Origin of the sequence: Dickeya sp. MK7 (genome assembly GCF_000406305.1) — a bacterium.
GTDB classification, from domain to species: Bacteria; Pseudomonadota; Gammaproteobacteria; order Enterobacterales; family Enterobacteriaceae; genus Dickeya; species Dickeya fangzhongdai.
The window spans coordinates 4411061-4427113 of sequence record NZ_CM001984.1; the positions used below are offsets into that span (position 1 = coordinate 4411061).

17 protein-coding genes are annotated in these 16053 nt (G+C 56.1%); 6 read left to right on the plus strand and 11 right to left on the minus strand.

The window, feature by feature from the left end; genetic code table 11:
• The 8 genes from DXXMK7_RS22145 to DXXMK7_RS19165 form a co-directional block, all read right to left on the minus strand.
• Positions 1 to 115 (minus strand): GTP-binding protein (locus DXXMK7_RS22145; protein WP_021280608.1); only part of this gene is annotated, 115 nt, incomplete at its 3' end.
• A gap of 71 nt (positions 116 to 186) precedes the next feature.
• Entirely contained in the window at positions 187 to 2301 is a 2115-nt protein-coding gene (gene fusA / locus DXXMK7_RS19135; RefSeq protein ID WP_038920399.1) for an elongation factor G, read from the minus strand.
• Between the two features lie 92 nt (positions 2302 to 2393).
• Entirely contained in the window at positions 2394 to 2864 is a 471-nt protein-coding gene (gene rpsG, locus DXXMK7_RS19140) for a 30S ribosomal protein S7 (RefSeq protein ID WP_013319707.1), read from the minus strand.
• 96 nt (positions 2865 to 2960) lie between these two features.
• Positions 2961 to 3335, minus strand: a complete 375-nt coding sequence (rpsL, locus tag DXXMK7_RS19145; RefSeq protein ID WP_012768095.1) for a 30S ribosomal protein S12 — start codon at positions 3333 to 3335, stop codon at positions 2961 to 2963.
• A gap of 132 nt (positions 3336 to 3467) precedes the next feature.
• Complete coding sequence (gene tusB / locus DXXMK7_RS19150) at positions 3468 to 3755, minus strand: sulfurtransferase complex subunit TusB (RefSeq protein ID WP_038920400.1); 288 nt, start codon at positions 3753 to 3755, stop codon at positions 3468 to 3470.
• An 11-nt stretch (positions 3756 to 3766) separates the two neighbouring features.
• Complete coding sequence (tusC, locus tag DXXMK7_RS19155) at positions 3767 to 4126, minus strand: sulfurtransferase complex subunit TusC (protein ID WP_038920401.1); 360 nt, start codon at positions 4124 to 4126, stop codon at positions 3767 to 3769.
• Between the two features lie 15 nt (positions 4127 to 4141).
• The gene (tusD, locus tag DXXMK7_RS19160; protein ID WP_038920402.1) at positions 4142 to 4531 is read right to left on the minus strand and encodes a sulfurtransferase complex subunit TusD; all 390 of its coding nucleotides are present in this window, start codon (positions 4529 to 4531) and stop codon (positions 4142 to 4144) included.
• A complete protein-coding gene (locus DXXMK7_RS19165) occupies positions 4531 to 5253 on the minus strand; it encodes a transcriptional regulator (RefSeq protein ID WP_013319711.1) in 723 nt (240 codons plus the stop codon). Before DXXMK7_RS19165 ends, tusD begins: the two co-directional genes overlap by 1 nt.
• A 183-nt stretch (positions 5254 to 5436) precedes the next feature.
• On the opposite strand from DXXMK7_RS19165, the gene eptA reads away from it, so the two are divergent.
• Genes eptA through pmrB form a run of 3 tightly spaced genes read left to right on the plus strand, consistent with a single transcriptional unit; the run spans position 5437 to position 8869 of the window.
• The gene (eptA, locus tag DXXMK7_RS19170; protein WP_038920403.1) at positions 5437 to 7080 is read left to right on the plus strand and encodes a phosphoethanolamine transferase EptA; all 1644 of its coding nucleotides are present in this window, start codon (positions 5437 to 5439) and stop codon (positions 7078 to 7080) included.
• The gene (gene pmrA, locus DXXMK7_RS19175) at positions 7077 to 7745 is read left to right on the plus strand and encodes a two-component system response regulator PmrA (protein WP_038920404.1); all 669 of its coding nucleotides are present in this window, start codon (positions 7077 to 7079) and stop codon (positions 7743 to 7745) included. Before eptA ends, pmrA begins: the two co-directional genes overlap by 4 nt.
• Positions 7742 to 8869, plus strand: coding sequence for a two-component system sensor histidine kinase PmrB (pmrB, locus tag DXXMK7_RS19180; RefSeq protein ID WP_038920405.1), 1128 nt, complete (start codon positions 7742 to 7744; stop codon positions 8867 to 8869). Before pmrA ends, pmrB begins: the two co-directional genes overlap by 4 nt.
• Before the next feature lie 144 nt (positions 8870 to 9013).
• Here pmrB and fkpA read toward each other — a convergent pair whose 3' ends face one another.
• Positions 9014 to 9874, minus strand: coding sequence for an FKBP-type peptidyl-prolyl cis-trans isomerase (fkpA, locus tag DXXMK7_RS19185; RefSeq protein WP_038665034.1), 861 nt, complete (start codon positions 9872 to 9874; stop codon positions 9014 to 9016).
• A 213-nt stretch (positions 9875 to 10087) separates the two neighbouring features.
• Between fkpA and DXXMK7_RS19190 the strand changes: the two genes are divergently transcribed.
• Positions 10088 to 10306: a protein SlyX gene (locus tag DXXMK7_RS19190; RefSeq protein WP_038665031.1), complete on the plus strand. Its 219-nt coding sequence runs from the start codon at positions 10088 to 10090 to the stop codon at positions 10304 to 10306.
• 69 nt (positions 10307 to 10375) lie between these two features.
• Here DXXMK7_RS19190 and DXXMK7_RS19195 read toward each other — a convergent pair whose 3' ends face one another.
• Both DXXMK7_RS19195 and DXXMK7_RS19200 read right to left on the minus strand, forming a co-directional pair.
• Positions 10376 to 11419: an AraC family transcriptional regulator gene (locus tag DXXMK7_RS19195; RefSeq protein WP_038665028.1), complete on the minus strand. Its 1044-nt coding sequence runs from the start codon at positions 11417 to 11419 to the stop codon at positions 10376 to 10378.
• 152 nt (positions 11420 to 11571) lie between these two features.
• Positions 11572 to 12588, minus strand: a complete 1017-nt coding sequence (locus DXXMK7_RS19200; protein WP_038920407.1) for a phosphotransferase enzyme family protein — start codon at positions 12586 to 12588, stop codon at positions 11572 to 11574.
• 358 nt (positions 12589 to 12946) lie between these two features.
• Here DXXMK7_RS19200 and eat point away from each other — a divergent pair, with 358 nt between their 5' ends.
• Together eat and DXXMK7_RS19210 are read left to right on the plus strand one after the other, a co-directional pair.
• Positions 12947 to 14314, plus strand: a complete 1368-nt coding sequence (gene eat / locus DXXMK7_RS19205) for an ethanolamine permease (RefSeq protein WP_038665023.1) — start codon at positions 12947 to 12949, stop codon at positions 14312 to 14314.
• A 471-nt stretch (positions 14315 to 14785) separates the two neighbouring features.
• Complete coding sequence (locus tag DXXMK7_RS19210; protein WP_038920408.1) at positions 14786 to 16003, plus strand: oxalate decarboxylase family bicupin; 1218 nt, start codon at positions 14786 to 14788, stop codon at positions 16001 to 16003.
• Positions 16004 to 16053: the final 50 nt, after the last annotated feature.

Consider the following 16053-nt stretch of genomic DNA (forward strand, 5'->3'; position numbering starts at 1 on the left):
TTTTTGCCAGAACGGTAGTGATGGCTGCGGTCAGAGTAGTTTTACCATGGTCAACGTGGCCGATAGTACCGACGTTGACGTGCGGTTTTGTACGTTCAAATTTTTCTTTAGACACGGCTATATTCCTTACTCAAATGCTCTCCCCTAACGGAGAGAGCACGGGATCAATGTGTTGTTAAACCCGAATTACTTACCACGGGCTTCAATAACGGCCTGGGCAACGTTGTTCGGCGCATCATCGTACTTCAGGAACTCCATGGAGTAAGAAGCACGACCTTTGGTCAGAGAACGCAGCTGGGTTGCGTATCCGAACATTTCAGACAGCGGAACCTCAGCGTGAATCACAACGCCAGTAACGTTGGATTCTTGACCACGCAGCATACCACGACGACGGCTCAGGTCACCGATGACGTCACCAGTGTTCTCTTCCGGCGTTTCTACTTCAACCTTCATGATCGGCTCAAGCAGAACAGGTTTCGCTTTACTGAACGCCGCTTTAAAGGCGATAGAAGCGGCCAGTTTAAACGCCAGCTCGGAGGAGTCAACGTCATGGTAAGAACCGAAGTGCAGACGCACGCCGAGATCAACTACCGGGAAGCCAGCCAACGGACCGGCTTTCAGCTGTTCCTGGATGCCTTTATCAACGGCCGGGATGTATTCGCCAGGAATCACACCACCTTTGATATCGTTGACGAACTCGTAGCCTTTCGGATTCGAGCCCGGCTCCAGCGGGTACATGTCGATAACAACATGACCGTACTGACCACGACCACCAGACTGCTTGGCGTGTTTACCTTCAACATCGGTAACTTTAGCGCGAATCGCTTCGCGGTAAGCAACCTGCGGTTTACCAACATTCGCTTCCACGTTGAATTCACGCTTCATACGGTCAACGATGATGTCGAGGTGCAGTTCACCCATACCAGCGATGATGGTCTGGTTGGATTCTTCGTCAGTCCATACGCGGAAAGACGGGTCTTCCTTCGCCAGACGGCCCAGAGCCAGACCCATTTTTTCCTGGTCGGCTTTGGTTTTCGGTTCTACCGCGATGGAGATAACCGGTTCCGGGAATTCCATACGCTCCAGAATGATCGGGTTTTCCGGGTCACACAGGGTGTCACCGGTGATCACGTCTTTCAGACCGATCGCAGCTGCGATGTCGCCTGCGCGAACTTCTTTGATCTCTTCACGTTTGTTGGCGTGCATCTGAACGATACGACCAAAACGCTCACGCTCAGATTTTACTGAGTTCAGCACGGTGTCGCCGGAGTTAACCACGCCGGAGTACACACGGAAGAACGTCAGGTTACCCACAAACGGGTCGGTTGCGATTTTGAACGCCAGTGCAGAGAACGGCTCATCATCGCTAGCGTGACGCTCAGCCGGCGTATCTTTACCGTCGTCCAGAATACCGTTGATTGCCGGTACGTCGGTCGGTGCCGGCAGGTAATCGACAACGGCATCCAGCATTGCCTGCACGCCCTTGTTCTTGAACGCGGAACCACAGGTAACCAGAATGATTTCGTTGCTCAGTACGCGCTGACGCAGTGCTTTCTTGATTTCTTCCTCGGTCAGCTCTTCGCCGCCCAGGTATTTTTCCATCAGATCTTCAGAAGCTTCTGCTGCAGACTCGATCAGGTTCTGATGCCATTCGTCGGCCAGATCCTGCATGTCGGCCGGAATATCTTCGTAAACGAAGGTCACGCCCTGATCAGAATCATTCCAGTTGATGGCTTTCATTTTCACCAGGTCAACAACACCGGTGAAGTTTTCTTCTGCGCCAATCGCCAGCTGCAGCGGAACCGGGTTCGCACCCAGACGCACTTTAATCTGGTCAACAACTTTCAGGAAGTTCGCGCCCATACGGTCCATTTTGTTAACGAACGCGATACGCGGAACTTTATATTTGTTTGCCTGACGCCATACGGTTTCAGACTGCGGCTGAACACCACCTACCGCACAGTAAACCATGACTGCGCCATCCAGAACACGCATGGAACGTTCTACTTCGATGGTGAAGTCAACGTGCCCCGGGGTGTCGATGATGTTGATACGGTGCGGTTCATACTGCTTAGCCATACCGGACCAGAAGGCAGTGGTCGCAGCGGAGGTAATAGTGATACCACGCTCCTGTTCCTGCTCCATCCAGTCCATAGTGGCGGCGCCATCATGAACTTCACCGATTTTGTGGTTCACACCGGTGTAGAACAGAATACGTTCAGTAGTAGTGGTCTTACCGGCGTCGATGTGTGCGCTGATACCGATGTTACGATAGCGCGCAATGGGTGTTGTACGAGCCATTTGTTTCCTCTATTCCTAGGGCGTTCAAAGTAGTAAACCCGGGCGGGTCAGCCTTTGAAGCGCCCGCCGGGTTATTAACGTCTACGCAGGGATTACCAGCGGTAGTGAGCGAACGCCTTGTTGGCTTCAGCCATACGGTGAACGTCTTCACGTTTCTTCACAGCAGTACCTTTGTTGTCTGCTGCATCAGAAAGTTCGTTCGCCAGGCGCAAAGCCATGGATTTATCACCGCGTTTACGAGCAGCTTCAACGATCCAACGCATAGCCAGAGCATTGCGACGAACCGGACGAACTTCAACTGGAACCTGATAAGTAGAACCACCAACACGGCGCGACTTAACTTCGACAGTCGGGCGCACGTTGTCCAGTGCTGCTTCAAAGGCTTCCAGATGGTCTTTACCAGAACGCTGAGCCAGGGTCTCCAGCGCGGTATAGACGATTGCTTCTGCGGTAGATTTTTTACCATCTACCATCAGGATATTGACAAATTTAGCCAGCAGTTCTGATCCGAACTTCGGATCCGGCAGAATTTTACGCTGACCAATGACGCGACGACGTGGCATGGAAATACTCCGTTGTTAATTCAGGATTGTCCAAAACTCTACGAGTTTAGTTTGACATTAAAGTTAAAACGTTTGGCCTTACTTAACGGAGAACCATTAAGCCTTGGGCTTCTTCACGCCGTATTTGGAACGGGATTGCTTACGGTCTTTAACACCAGAGCAGTCCAGCGCGCCGCGTACGGTGTGGTAACGCACACCTGGCAGGTCTTTAACACGACCGCCACGGATCAGGATCACGGAGTGTTCCTGCAGGTTATGACCTTCACCGCCGATATAGGAGGTAACTTCAAAACCGTTAGTTAAACGAACACGGCATACTTTACGCAGTGCGGAGTTCGGTTTTTTCGGGGTGGTGGTATATACACGAGTACATACGCCACGTTTCTGCGGGCAGGCTTCCAGCGCCGGAACGTTGCTTTTAGCAACCTTCAGGGAGCGCGGTTTGCGTACCAGCTGGTTAATTGTTGCCATTCAAAAAGCTCCTGGTTTTTGCTTCGTAAACACGTAATAAATCACCCCATACCAACACAGAGGCAAAGTATGAGGACGCAGAATTTTAGGGCTGGCCGGGTAAGGAGTCAAGAAATATACAAAAAGGCGAAATTACCAGGCCAGTTGCCGGGAATGCAGGGCAGTTAATTGCACAAATTCAGTATAGTCAATCAACACAATTGTGGTGGAAATTTGCGCAATCAGGCCCCGAGCCTCAACATCCTCTTTCAGGGCATGCACTGTCGCGCCGGAGGATAACAGACGCTCGCCGCCGGGCGTGCCGGCCAGCGCGGCAATCACGCCGTCCTGCAGCAGCAGAATGGCATCGCCGTCGCCGACGTTGCGCAGCAGCGCATCCAGGTCGGTATGGTAAGGTGAATGAGCCAGAGTATGCAGCATGGGGTCACCGGTCAAAAAGTCAGGACGGTATCGTAAGTGTTCAGCGTGGCGCGTAGCGCATCGGCCGCCAGCGGCTCCACATCCAGCACCCAGCGGGTTTCCGCCGGGATCCCACGCTGACGCGCTGACGCCTCGCAGACATAGCAGCGTTCAACGTCATACAACGGCAGCACCCCGAAGGTGGCGATATAGTTGCGCATCAGGATCAGATCCGGCCGCTGGTTTGGGAGAAGCTGGAACACGCCGTCAGCGATAAAGAAAACCCCGATATCCTCGGTCAGCGACGACATCGCCAGCAAGGCGTCCAGCCCTTCCCGACCGGCAGACGAACCATGAGGCGCCTGGGTAAATACGAAAGCAACTCGCTTCATCTTATTCCCCTGCGGCTAAAACTGAACGACGCGATCGCAGCGCAGTACCGACTGCGACAGTTCGCCTAATCCGCTCAGGGTAAACCCCGGCTGGAGATTCGCCCCCGCCAGCTGTAACTGTTCCGCCTGCTGCGCGTCAGTCACGCCGCGACGCAGCGCCGCCGCCACGCATACATTGAGTTCCACCTGATGGGTCTGCGCCAGTTGCCGCCAGGCCCGCACCAGATCAAACTCGTCGCTGGCCGGCGCGGTAAGCTGGTTGGCGTTCAACACCCCTTCACGGTAGAAGAAAACGCTCTGCAGCCGATATCCTTGCGTCAGCAAAGCCTGCGCGAACTGAAACGCGCTGCTGGCTTGCTGCGTGCCATAGGCGGGCCCGGTCACCAGCAGGCAGTAACTCAGCATTAACGATCGTGCCCGCTGAAGTCGCCGCTCTTGAACTGACGGATATAGAGGTAGACGGTGTGCTTGGAAATATTCAGCCGGTCGGCCACCTGATTGATGGCGTCCTTGATATCAAAGATGCCTTTCTCATAGAGATTGAGCACAATCTGGCGGTTCTTGGCATTGTTGGAGACGTTGCGATCGGCGTTCACCTCTTCGATGGTGAATTCCAGCGTCTGCGCCACCAGCTCATCCACCGAAGACGCAAAGTTGACGGAGGATGCCACTTCCTTGATTTCAGGCGGCATAAAGGTTTGCATGATCTGCGAGAAGGGGACGTCGAGATTCATATTGATGCACAAAAGCCCGATCACGCGCTGTTCGCGGTTGCGGATAGCGATGGTTACCGACTTCATCAATACGCCGCTTTTGGCGCGGGTGAAATACGCTCTGGAAACGCTGCTGTCTTCGCCTGCCATATCGTGCAGCATGCGCAACGCCAGATCGGTAATGGGTGAGCCGATTTTCCGTCCGGTGTGCTCGCCATTGGCGATACGGACCGCCGAGCATTTCAGGTCGTCCAGCGAGTGCAGCACGATTTCGCAATGATCGCCGATCAGCATCGCCAGACCGTCGACCACTGCTTCATACGATTTCAGGATTTCATAATCCGTCTGCGTGAACGGACGCTGGTCCAGCAAATCAAGGTCATTGGATTCGCCAGTAACAAGCGAAGTAGACATGGCAGGCACCACCCTCAACGTCATTTATCATCGTATTGACAGGATTATCAGTCTATCAAATAACCCTTGCGTCGTCCTTTGTATTTCATGGCCGGACCAGCGTCACCTCTCTTAAGGTTGATTTAATTTATGCGGTTTAGAGTGCGACACATCATATTTCCCCCGCATGGATGGCTATCCGCAATGTTTAAAATGTCTCGCCTCTCCCGCCCGGTCTGGAGCAGCTTTACCTATAATCTGGTGTTCGCTGCCTTCATTACCCTGATACAAAATATCGCCTACTACCGCCAGGTTTCGCATCTGGTCGCTATCAACACCTGGCGGGATGGATTATTCCTGGCCACCATGCCCGTCGTCATTTTCGCGGTACTGAATATTCTGTTCACCCTGTTGGCGATTTCCTGGCTGCGTCAGGGCGTGGTCGCCCTGCTGTTGGTGGGCGGCGCGGCGGTACAATATTTCATGATCAACTACGGCATCATCATCGACCGCACCATGATGCAAAACGTGTTTGAAACCAACATGGCGGAATCGATGGCGCTGGTGACGCCGCAGTACCTGCTCTGGTTGACGCTGCTGGGCCTTGTTCCCGCGCTGGGCGCGCTGTGGGTTAAAATCAAACCGACGCCGATAAGCTGGATAGCGATTGGCTCCCGCTGCTTCAGCATCCTGATGTCGATTGTCGCCATTCTGCTGGTCGCCACCTTTTTCTATAAGGATTACGCCTCGCTGATGCGAAATAATAAGGAGCTGGTGAAATCGCTGACCCCCAGCAATATTATTTTCGCCAACATTTCCTATTACCGTCATCACGCGCAAGCCAATTTACCGCTGGTGCAAATTGGGCTGGATGCGCATAAAAAGCCGCTGCCGAATGACGATGCCAAAAAGAATCTGGTGATTCTGGTGGTGGGGGAAACCTCCCGTGCCGAGAATTTTTCGCTCGGCGGCTACAGCAAACCCACCAACCCGCGGCTGGCCAACGACAATGTGATCTATTTCAGTCAGACGGCGTCCTGCGGCACCTCTACCGGGGTTTCCGTTCCCTGCATGTTCTCCAACATGCCGCGCGCCGGCTACGATGAACAACTGGCCGCCCATCAGGAAGGATTGCTGGATGTGCTGCAGCACGCCGGCGTCAACGTGCGCTGGCAGGAGAACGACGGCGGCTGCAAAGGCGCCTGCGATCGCGTGCCGAGCACGGATATCACCGCGCTGAATCTGCCCGGCCAGTGCATTGATGGGGAATGCCATGACGAGGCATTGTTCAGCGGCGTCGAAGATTACATCAATCAGTTGAACAACGACGGCATCATTGTGCTGCATACGATGGGCAGCCACGGGCCGGCCTATTATCAGCGCTATCCCGACGCCTTTCGAAAATTCACCCCAACCTGCGATACCAATCAGATCCAGACATGCTCGCGAGAATCATTAATCAATACTTACGATAATACGATTCTCTACGTAGACTATATTGTTGATAAGGCAATTAATGTCTTGAAAGGGCATCAGGATAAATTTAACACCGCTTTGGTTTATCTTTCCGACCACGGCGAGTCACTGGGCGAAGACGGGATTTACCTGCACAGCATGCCGTACGCGGTCGCGCCCACACAACAAACTCATATCCCGATGCTGATGTGGCTTTCCGGCGGCTATCAGCAACAGTTTTCCATCGACGACAGTTGCATGCGCAAGCAGGCCGGTCAGCAACGTTTTTCCCAGGACAATCTGTTCCATACCGTTCTGGGCATGTTTAACATTGCGACAGCGGAATATCAGGCGCCGCTTGATATTCTTCAACCGTGTCGGGGCACTTCATGAAACTTTTGATTGTTGAAGATGATACGTTGTTACAGGAAGGATTATTGCAGGCGATGCGCAACGAAGGGTATGTCTGCGATTGCGCTTCCACCGCCAAAGAAGCGGATGCCCTGATCACCAGCGCCCACTACAGCCTGGTGGTGCTGGATCTGGGGTTGCCGGATGAAGATGGCCTCACCCTGCTAAACCGCTGGCGGCGGAACCACTACCAGCAACCGGTGTTAATCCTGACCGCCCGCGACACGGTGGACGATCGCGTTACCGGGCTGGACGTCGGCGCAGACGATTACATGATAAAACCCTTTGCGCTGAGCGAATTTCAGGCGCGGGTCCGCGCGCTGATCCGCCGCCATCAGGGATCCAGCGACAGCTGGATCCGGGTAGACAACATCACGCTCGATCTCAACAATCAACAGGTCATGCTGGACGATAAACCCATCGTCCTGACCCCCAAAGAGTTCGCCATTCTGTCCCGGCTGATCCTCAAGGCCGGTTCACAGGTACACCGCGAAGTGCTGCATCAGGACCTTTACAGCTGGGACGACGACCCCTCCTCCAATTCGCTGGAAGTGCATATCCACAACCTGAGGCAGAAGATCGGCAAAAATCGGATTAAGACCCTGCGCGGTTTCGGCTATCTGCTGACCAAGGGTGATCAGACATGAGGCTCATCCCCCGTTCTCTTCCGGATCGCACCACCAGCATCAGGAAGCAGCTGATCCTGACGCTTGGTTGTATCTTGCTGATTTGTCAGCTTATCAGCGTGTTTTGGTTATGGTACGAGAGCAAGGAGCAAATTCAGCTGCTGGTTAATCAGGCGCTGACCGCGCAATCGCGCGAAGACGATATCCAGTTCGAGATTTATGAAGCGATAGCCGCTCTCAGTCTGCCGGGCCTGGTCATGGTTACCGCCACCTTATTAATATGCGCACAGGCCATCAGTCGTCTTACACGCCCACTTACCGAACTGCAGCAGGAGTTGCAAAATCGGAGCGCCGAAAATCTGGAACCGCTCCAGCAACAAAGCAATCTCACCGAAGTCGCAGCCGTAATCGCCAGCATGAACCAGCTGTTTACGCGCTTTAGCGAATCGCTGCGCCGCGACCGGCTCTTCGCCTCGAACGTCGCGCATGAGTTGCGCACCCCGCTGGCCGGCATCCGGCTAAGCCTGGAATTGCACGAGCAAGTGCACCACATCGACTGCCAGCCATTAATCAAACGCGTCGACCATCTGACTAAAACCATCGAACAGTTGCTGTTGCTGGCTAGGGTCGGGAACGAACTCGCCGCCGGCCACTACGAGTCGGTGTCCCTGGTTGACGATGTGATTACGCCAAAACAGGAAGAGCTGGAGGAAATGGCGACCCTACGTCACCAGCAGCTCGACTGGCGGTCGGACACGCAAACCGGAACCGTACCGGGCAATGCGACGCTACTGCAGTTACTGCTGCGCAATCTGGTGGAAAACGCTTACCGATACAGCCCGGAAAACAGCACCATTACCGTCAGGATCACCGACTATTCCAACGGCGGCTGTGAACTGGTCGTCGCGGACGAGGGGCCGGGAATCAACGAGTCCCAGGTGGGAGAACTGACCAAGGCGTTTGTACGTATGGATACCCGCTACGGCGGTATCGGGCTCGGGCTGAGCATCGTGACCCGCATCGTGCAGTTGCACCACGGCGAGTTCTTTCTGGAAAACCGGCGTGACCGCACCGGGACGCAGGCCCGCGTCGTTTTCAAGCGCCACAGCAATGGCATCATCTGCTACGAGGACGGCGCCGGCTGACCGGTTCGCTCCTGTTCACCCGCAACATGCAGTTGCCGGGCATACGCAGTACCGCCGCCCGTTAGGGCAAAAAAATACCGCCGGCTCTGATGAGCAGGCGGTATCACCATCGTGCCGACGCCGCCACCGGCGGCGGTCAGTCGATTACTGAGCGGCTTTCTTAGCCTTGTCGTCAGCCGGTTTTTCCGCTTTCGGCGCAGCGCCTTTAGCGTCGGCATCCGATTTGATGTCCAGCAGTTCGACTTCGAACACCAGCGTGGAGTTAGCCGGGATCCCCGGAACGCCCGCTTCGCCGTAAGCCAGCGCCGGCGGGATGACCAGCTTGATCTTACCGCCTTTCTTCACATGCTTGAGGCCTTCGGTCCAGCCCGGGATTACGCCGTCCAGACGGAAAGACAGCGGTTCGCCGCGCTTGTAGGAGTTGTCGAACTCGGAACCGTCAACCAGCGTACCTTTGTAGTTCACTACTACGGTATCGCTGTCTTTCGGCGCCGCGCCGGTCCCTTCCTTCTCTACCTGATAGAGCAGGCCGGACTCAGTTTTCTTCACGCCTTTTTCTTTGACGAAGGCATCACGGAATTTGGTGCCTTTATCCGCGTTGTCTTTGGCATCCTGCTGCATTTTGGCCTGAGCGGCTTCTTTCACACGGCCTTCAAACGACTGCAGGGTTTTCTCGATCTCTTCGTCAGACAGCTTGCTCTTGTCGGCAAACGCGTCCTGAACACCCTGAATCAGCTGTTGCTTGTCCAGTTTGATGCCCAGCTTTTCCTGCTCTTTCAGGGAGTTGTCCATGTAGCGGCCCAGCGACGCACCCAGTGCGTATGCTGCGGCTTCTTCATCGCTCTTGAATTTGCCCGCCGCCGCTTTCGCTGCGTCCGCTGCCGCTGGGGCAGAGGTTGCCGCCGCGGCATCAGTGGTCTTGGCCGCGTCCGCCGCCATAACACCCGTACTCAGCGCCAGTCCCATGGCTGCCGTCAGCAGTGTGACTTTAAACAGTGATTTCATCCATCTCTCCAACATTCGGAGCACCATGCCCCGGCAACATTAACATTTCGCCAGCTACTATAACGTTGCGCGCAAAGACAATACAACGACGCGCCGCACCGGATAGCGAAAAATTCTGAATGCCAGGATTTACGCCCGACGGCGTATGGTTTTGCTACCAGAACTTTCCGCTTTCTGACACACTCTGCGCACACTGCACGGGAGGAAATAAAGATGTCACTGTCAGCACTGGAACAACGGCTCGAATTACTGGAAAGTCGTCTGGCTTTTCAGGAGGTCACCATTGAAGAATTGAACCAGACCGTCGTGCAGCACGAACTGGAAATGGTCAGGCTGCGCGAACAACTGCGGCTAATGACCGAAAAACTGCGGGCGACATCGCCATCAATGATTGCGTCTCAGTCGGAAGAGACGCCGCCGCCGCACTATTAACCCAGTCGTCGTATGACCTAACCCTGTCATCGCTTAACCCGGTCATCGTGACCCGCCGATCGCGACAGACTATGCCTTGCGCCACTGCCGCGGGCTGATGCCGAACCAGCGACGGAACGCGCGGGAGAAAGCGCTGACCTCAGAGTAACCCAGCAGGAACGCCATCTCGGAAATCGACAGCTGACGCTGCTGCAGATAATGGGTCGCCATCTCGCAACGCACCTTCTCCACCAGTTGGGTGAAAGTAATGCCTTCGTCTTTCAGCCGCCGCTGCAACGACCAGCTCGATAGACCGATGTTTTCCGCCACCTCTTCCAGCGACGGCTCGCCTTGCGGCAACACCTGACGCAGTCGGGCGCGCGCCATATCCACCACGCTCTGCTGGGGAACGTCGCTGTTCAGCCGGCGCAGGGAATCCTGCACCACCAGCAGCAACAGCGGATCATGATCCGGCATGGCTCGCATCAGGTCGCGTTTGGGGATCAGCAGAGAATTGAACGGTTGATCGAAGTAAACCGGCGCGTCGAACGCCTTGCAGTGCTCATGCCACTGTTCAGGGCGAGGATGCTCAAAATGCACTTCCCGCGGCGCCCAGTTTTTGCCGGCCGCATGACGAATCAGGTTCAACATCATCCCCAGCGTCAGTTCCGCATCCTGACGGCAGTGCAGGATGGCGCCGTGACGCACCTGATAGTCGAAACGCCAGCAGTCGCCCTTGTCCACCAGACGGATCAGCGTATCGTGCTGATGAAAGGGAAAGGCATTGACTACGTTATGCAATGCCTGCTCCAGAGTGGCACTGCATAACCCAACATAGCCTATCAACCCCAGCGCCTGCGGCTTGAACTGCCGGCCGTAATGCAGCCCGAAATTATCGCAATCCGAATAGCGGGCGGCCTCCTCCAGCACCCGGCAGTAATTCACCAGCCCGACACTGAGCGTCGGGCAAGCCAGCAGTTCGGGGTTGATGCCGCTGATGCCCAGAATGCGGTCCGCATCACCGCCTTTTTCACCGATAAAATCGGTCAGGCCCGATGCGGCGGCGGCCAGAACGCCCCGGTGCCCGATGGGCAGCCCGGCGACCGGCGGCAGCCGAAAAGACGTGGTTTCCATGATTCCTGCCTCACACACAACCGACGAAATATCATAGACTTGCAATTTCCATACCATTCACAAGTCACTGATTTAACTGGCGTCGTAAGACAGAGCGGCACCACGGCGATCCCACGGTGCGCTGTTGTGGTGCAGTTGCCGCGACGATCGGCTCAGGCGCCGACCGGCAGCGCTTCCTTGTCCAGATAGCGACGACACAACCGCACGGTGTGATCGCTCCAGTCCGCTCCCAGGCCGATCGCCTGTTCGGTTTGGCTATGAGAACCCGCCCAGGCCATCAACTGGATACGACGCTGGATCAACAACGACGGGATCACCGCCCGATCCGCCTCGCTAAGCGGACAGACGCGCTGATAGCCGCTGAGCCAGCCTTCCACCCACGCGGGCGCGCTGGGGTGGTGCTCCACGAAACTGATCGCCGCCGCCAAATCGTGCAGATACCAACTGAAGCCGCAATCGTCAAAATCGATCACCCGGGTTTCGCCGTTCAGCAACAGCAGATTGGTCAGGCGCAAATCCGCGTGAATCAGGCCATAACGCTGGCTGTCTTTGCCGTAGTGCGTTAGCGCGTCGCGCACCTGCGCCAGCGTTTCCTCGATGATGCCGTGGTCTTCCGCTTTCAGGTTGGGCGCGTCCTGCCAGCGTCCCCAGTGACCGTGCGCCCCCACCATGGTGTCATGGTCCCAGACCAGACGACGAAAGCCGCTCGGACGCACCCAGCGGCGACTGTGCTGATGCAAACGGGCGGTGATCACGCCCAGTTGTTCAAAGGCGGCGGCATCGACTGCCGTGGTTGGCATCTCGCCTTCAATCCAGTGAAACAGCACCACATTGCGCACCGTGCCATCCGCCGTCGTCACCGTTTGCACCGTTTCGCCATCCAGCCCGGTCAGCGCCTGCGGCACCGTAATCCCTTCTTCCCGCAACGCATCCAGCCAGGACAGTTCGCCGGCAATATCCTCGCGCTGATGATAGCCAGGCCGGTGAATGCGCATCGCGTAACGTTTACCGCCCGCGACCAGCCGATAGGTGGCGTTTTCCGAACGACACAGCAGGGCGAGCTGCCCCTGCAATGCAGGTGGGTAACGTGTCATGGCCAGCGCGGCCAGTTGGTCCAGGGTGGTGTTATCAAGGGTATCGTACTGCTCTGCCATGTCCTGTTCTGCCATACGTGTTATCTCATCCAAAGAGGGCCAGACCGGGTGCTATCCGGGTGATCGGCTCTCAGGATGTGATCACTCCCGTTACGATGCTTGACGTCGCAATGCCGCAAATTGACCGTACGCGACACCTCCCGGTCGAATTCCCCCGGTTTGACCGCAGAGCGCAAAAATCTCCGCGCGGATGTCAAGTCGCCGGCCGACCGTCAGCGGCATTATCGAAACATGCGGACCTAGCGGGCGTGCCCGTCGCAGACAACAGCAAACGGTTGTTACAACCCGATGGTTTTTATAACTAACTGATTCTTATAAATAGGGGTGATGAAAACCGGCTGTTTTCATCCCGCGTCTTGTAGGGGAGAGCGTCATGACAATGCAGTTAAAACCCACCCTGGGTACGCTTCATCTGTGGGGAATCGCCGTCGGTCTGGTGATTTCCGGCGAGTACTTTGGCTGGAGCTACGGCTGGGGCGTGGCGGGAACATTAGGCTTTCTCGTCACTACCCTGATTATCGCCGCCATGTATACCTGCTTTATTTTCAGCTTTACCGAGCTGACCACCGCCATTCCTCACGCCGGCGGCCCGTTCGCTTACAGCCGCCGCGCCTTCGGCGAAACCGGCGGCCTGATTGCCGGCATGGCGACCCTGATCGAGTTCGTCTTCGCCCCGCCGTCGATCGCGATGGCTATCGGCGCCTATCTCAACGTGCAGTATCCGTCGCTGGATCCGCGCTACGCGGCCACCGGGGCTTATCTAATCTTCATGACGCTGAATATTCTGGGCGTGAAACTGGCGGCGATGTTCGAACTGTTTGTCACCGTGCTGGCGGTCATTGAGCTACTGGTGTTCATGGGCGTGGTGGCGCCGGGTTTCAGCATCAGCCACTTTGTCGCCAACGGCTGGGCCGGCAGCGATAATTTCGGCAGCCCGGCTATCTCCGGCATCTTCGCCGCCATTCCTTTCGCTATCTGGTTCTTTCTGGCGATTGAAGGCGCCGCCATGGCCGCCGAGGAAGCCAAAGATCCGCAGCGCACCATCCCCAAAGCCTACATCAGCGGCATCATCACGCTGGTGGTGCTGGCGCTCGGGGTCATGATTATGGCTGGCGGCGTGGGCGACTGGCGCACCCTGTCCAACATCAACGACCCGCTGCCGCAGGCGATGAAAGCCGTGGTGGGTGAAAACTCCGGCTGGATGCACATGCTGGTGTGGATCGGGCTGTTCGGACTAATCGCCAGTTTCCACGGCATCATCCTCGGCTATTCCCGCCAGTTCTTCGCGCTGGCCCGCGCCGGTTACCTGCCCGCCGGTCTGGCGAAGTTGTCCCGTTTTCAGACGCCGCACCGCGCCATTCTGACCGGCGGCGTGATTGGCATCGCTACTATCTTCAGCGACAGTTGGATCAACCTGCAGGGGATGAGCCTGACCGCCGCGATGATCACCATGGCGGTGTTCGGCGCCAACGTAATGTACATGATGAGTATGCTGAGTCTGTTCCGCCTGCGTCGTACCGAACCGGGCCTGCATCGTACTTTCCATGCGCCGGGCTATCCGATCATCCCGGCTATCGCACTGGCGCTGTCCGTGGTGTGTCTGATAGCCATGCTGTGGTTTAACCCGGTGATTGGCGGCTTGTTCATCGTGCTGATGCTGACGGGCTACAGCTATTTCCTGATGACGCGTTCCCAGCGCGACAATGCCCCGCAGGACGCAATGCTGATGGGAAAAGAGTAACCGGCGTCGCTGACTGATGTGCTTTCAACGCCTCCCACGGGAGGCGTTGGGTTTTCATGATGATGCGGTTTTTATGATGGACGGTTTTGCCCGGACGGGTACACAACGTGTAAACGAGTATGACTGAACCACATCGGCCTGATTTATCCCCCCAACCAACCCGCCCAAGCTGTTTTTATCAGAACGTGCTCTTCATAAAACAAAAAAGACACATTAATTAAACAAAAAATCAACCAGCCTGTTTTTTCACCATTACTCACCGCAAACACATAAATTATATTTATATTTATTGCCAACACATCCTTACAACTCGCCTTCCCTAAAGGGATGAAACGACATCCCTCCACCACAAGAATAAATAACGTTTAACTGTAACCGGCTGTGGGTAGTGATGTGCCCACACGGAAAAACACATTCGGATGATACACACGTCAATCATGACACCACGATCACTCAGCAAGGGAGTCGCTAATGAATACATTAACTCGTCGAAACTTTATGGCGTTTACTGTCGGTGGAACCGTCGCGCTGGCCGCCGGTAAACTGCATGCGCAAGACAACGCCATTCCGTGGACCGGCAACGGCCAGGGCGGTAATGATCCCGGCCCGCAAAACCCACTGCGGCAAGCGCAGAACCCGGACCTGGTCAACCCGCCGTTGACCGACAACGGCACTCTGCCCAACCTGCGTTTTTCTTTTAGCGACGCACACATACGCAAAGGCAGCGGCGGCTGGACGCGTCAGGTGACGCAGCGAGAACTGGGAATTTCCACCACCATCGCCGGCGTTGACATGCGCCTCAACGCCGGCGGCATCCGTGAACTGCACTGGCACAAGGAAGGCGAATGGGCTTATATGCTGTACGGCAATGCCCGCATCACCGCCATCGACGCCGAGGGACGCTGGTTTGTCGACGATCTGGGCGTCGGCGATTTATGGTACTTCCCGCCCGGCGTACCGCACTCGATTCAGGGATTGGGGCCGGATGGTTGTGAATTTCTGCTGGCGTTTGACAGCGGTAACTTCGACGAAGACAGCACCTTTTTACTTAGCGACTGGTTCAAACATGTACCGCCGGAGGTGCTGGCAAAAAACTTCGGCGTACCGGTAGAAACCTTCAGCCATCTGCCCAGCCCGTCCGAAGAGTACATCTTTGCCGCGCCGGTGCCGGGGTCGATCGACAAAGGCGCGTTTGGCGGCGCCGGTCAGGTCGCCAACCCATTCAGTCACCGCATGCTGGCGCAAACCCCAATCAAGATGAAGGGTGGCACGGTGCGCATTACCGACTCCTCGGTGTTCAAAGTGTCCAAAACCATCGCCGCCGCGCTGGTGGAGCTGGAGCCCGGCGCGATGCGGGAACTGCACTGGCACCCCAACAATGACGAATGGCAGTACTATCTCGAAGGGGAAGGACGGATGGGGGTATTTGCTTCGTCCGGGCAGGCGCGAACGTTCGATTTTCGGGCCGGCGACGTCGGTTATGTGCCGTTCGCTATGGGACACTATGTGGAGAACACCGGCACCACGCCACTACGCTTTCTGGAACTGTTCAAGAGCGACCACTACGCGGACATCTCCCTGAATCAATGGCTGGCGCTCACGCCGCCGACACTGGTGGAACAGCACCTGCATCTGAACGACACGTTCATGCGTTCGCTGCAAAAAACCAAAGCGCCGATCGTGCCCTGACAACTCAGTCCCTGACACAAAAAAGAAAAAGGCCGCAAACGCGGCCTTTT

Coding starts and splice junctions, on each gene's coding strand:
- eptA (WP_038920403.1), top strand. CDS start 5,437: ATGTTTAAAATGTCTCGCCTCTCCCGCCCGGTCTGGAGCAGCTTTACC.
- tusB (WP_038920400.1), bottom strand. CDS start 3,755: ATGCTGCATACTCTGGCTCATTCACCTTACCATACCGACCTGGATGCG.
- DXXMK7_RS19165 (WP_013319711.1), bottom strand. CDS start 5,253: ATGTCTACTTCGCTTGTTACTGGCGAATCCAATGACCTTGATTTGCTG.
- DXXMK7_RS19200 (WP_038920407.1), bottom strand. CDS start 12,588: ATGGCAGAACAGGACATGGCAGAGCAGTACGATACCCTTGATAACACC.
- rpsL (WP_012768095.1), bottom strand. CDS start 3,335: ATGGCAACAATTAACCAGCTGGTACGCAAACCGCGCTCCCTGAAGGTT.
- rpsG (WP_013319707.1), bottom strand. CDS start 2,864: ATGCCACGTCGTCGCGTCATTGGTCAGCGTAAAATTCTGCCGGATCCG.
- DXXMK7_RS19190 (WP_038665031.1), top strand. CDS start 10,088: ATGTCACTGTCAGCACTGGAACAACGGCTCGAATTACTGGAAAGTCGT.
- pmrA (WP_038920404.1), top strand. CDS start 7,077: ATGAAACTTTTGATTGTTGAAGATGATACGTTGTTACAGGAAGGATTA.
- pmrB (WP_038920405.1), top strand. CDS start 7,742: ATGAGGCTCATCCCCCGTTCTCTTCCGGATCGCACCACCAGCATCAGG.
- fkpA (WP_038665034.1), bottom strand. CDS start 9,874: ATGAAATCACTGTTTAAAGTCACACTGCTGACGGCAGCCATGGGACTG.
- fusA (WP_038920399.1), bottom strand. CDS start 2,301: ATGGCTCGTACAACACCCATTGCGCGCTATCGTAACATCGGTATCAGC.
- eat (WP_038665023.1), top strand. CDS start 12,947: ATGACAATGCAGTTAAAACCCACCCTGGGTACGCTTCATCTGTGGGGA.
- DXXMK7_RS19210 (WP_038920408.1), top strand. CDS start 14,786: ATGAATACATTAACTCGTCGAAACTTTATGGCGTTTACTGTCGGTGGA.
- tusC (WP_038920401.1), bottom strand. CDS start 4,126: ATGAAGCGAGTTGCTTTCGTATTTACCCAGGCGCCTCATGGTTCGTCT.
- tusD (WP_038920402.1), bottom strand. CDS start 4,531: ATGCTGAGTTACTGCCTGCTGGTGACCGGGCCCGCCTATGGCACGCAG.
- DXXMK7_RS19195 (WP_038665028.1), bottom strand. CDS start 11,419: ATGGAAACCACGTCTTTTCGGCTGCCGCCGGTCGCCGGGCTGCCCATC.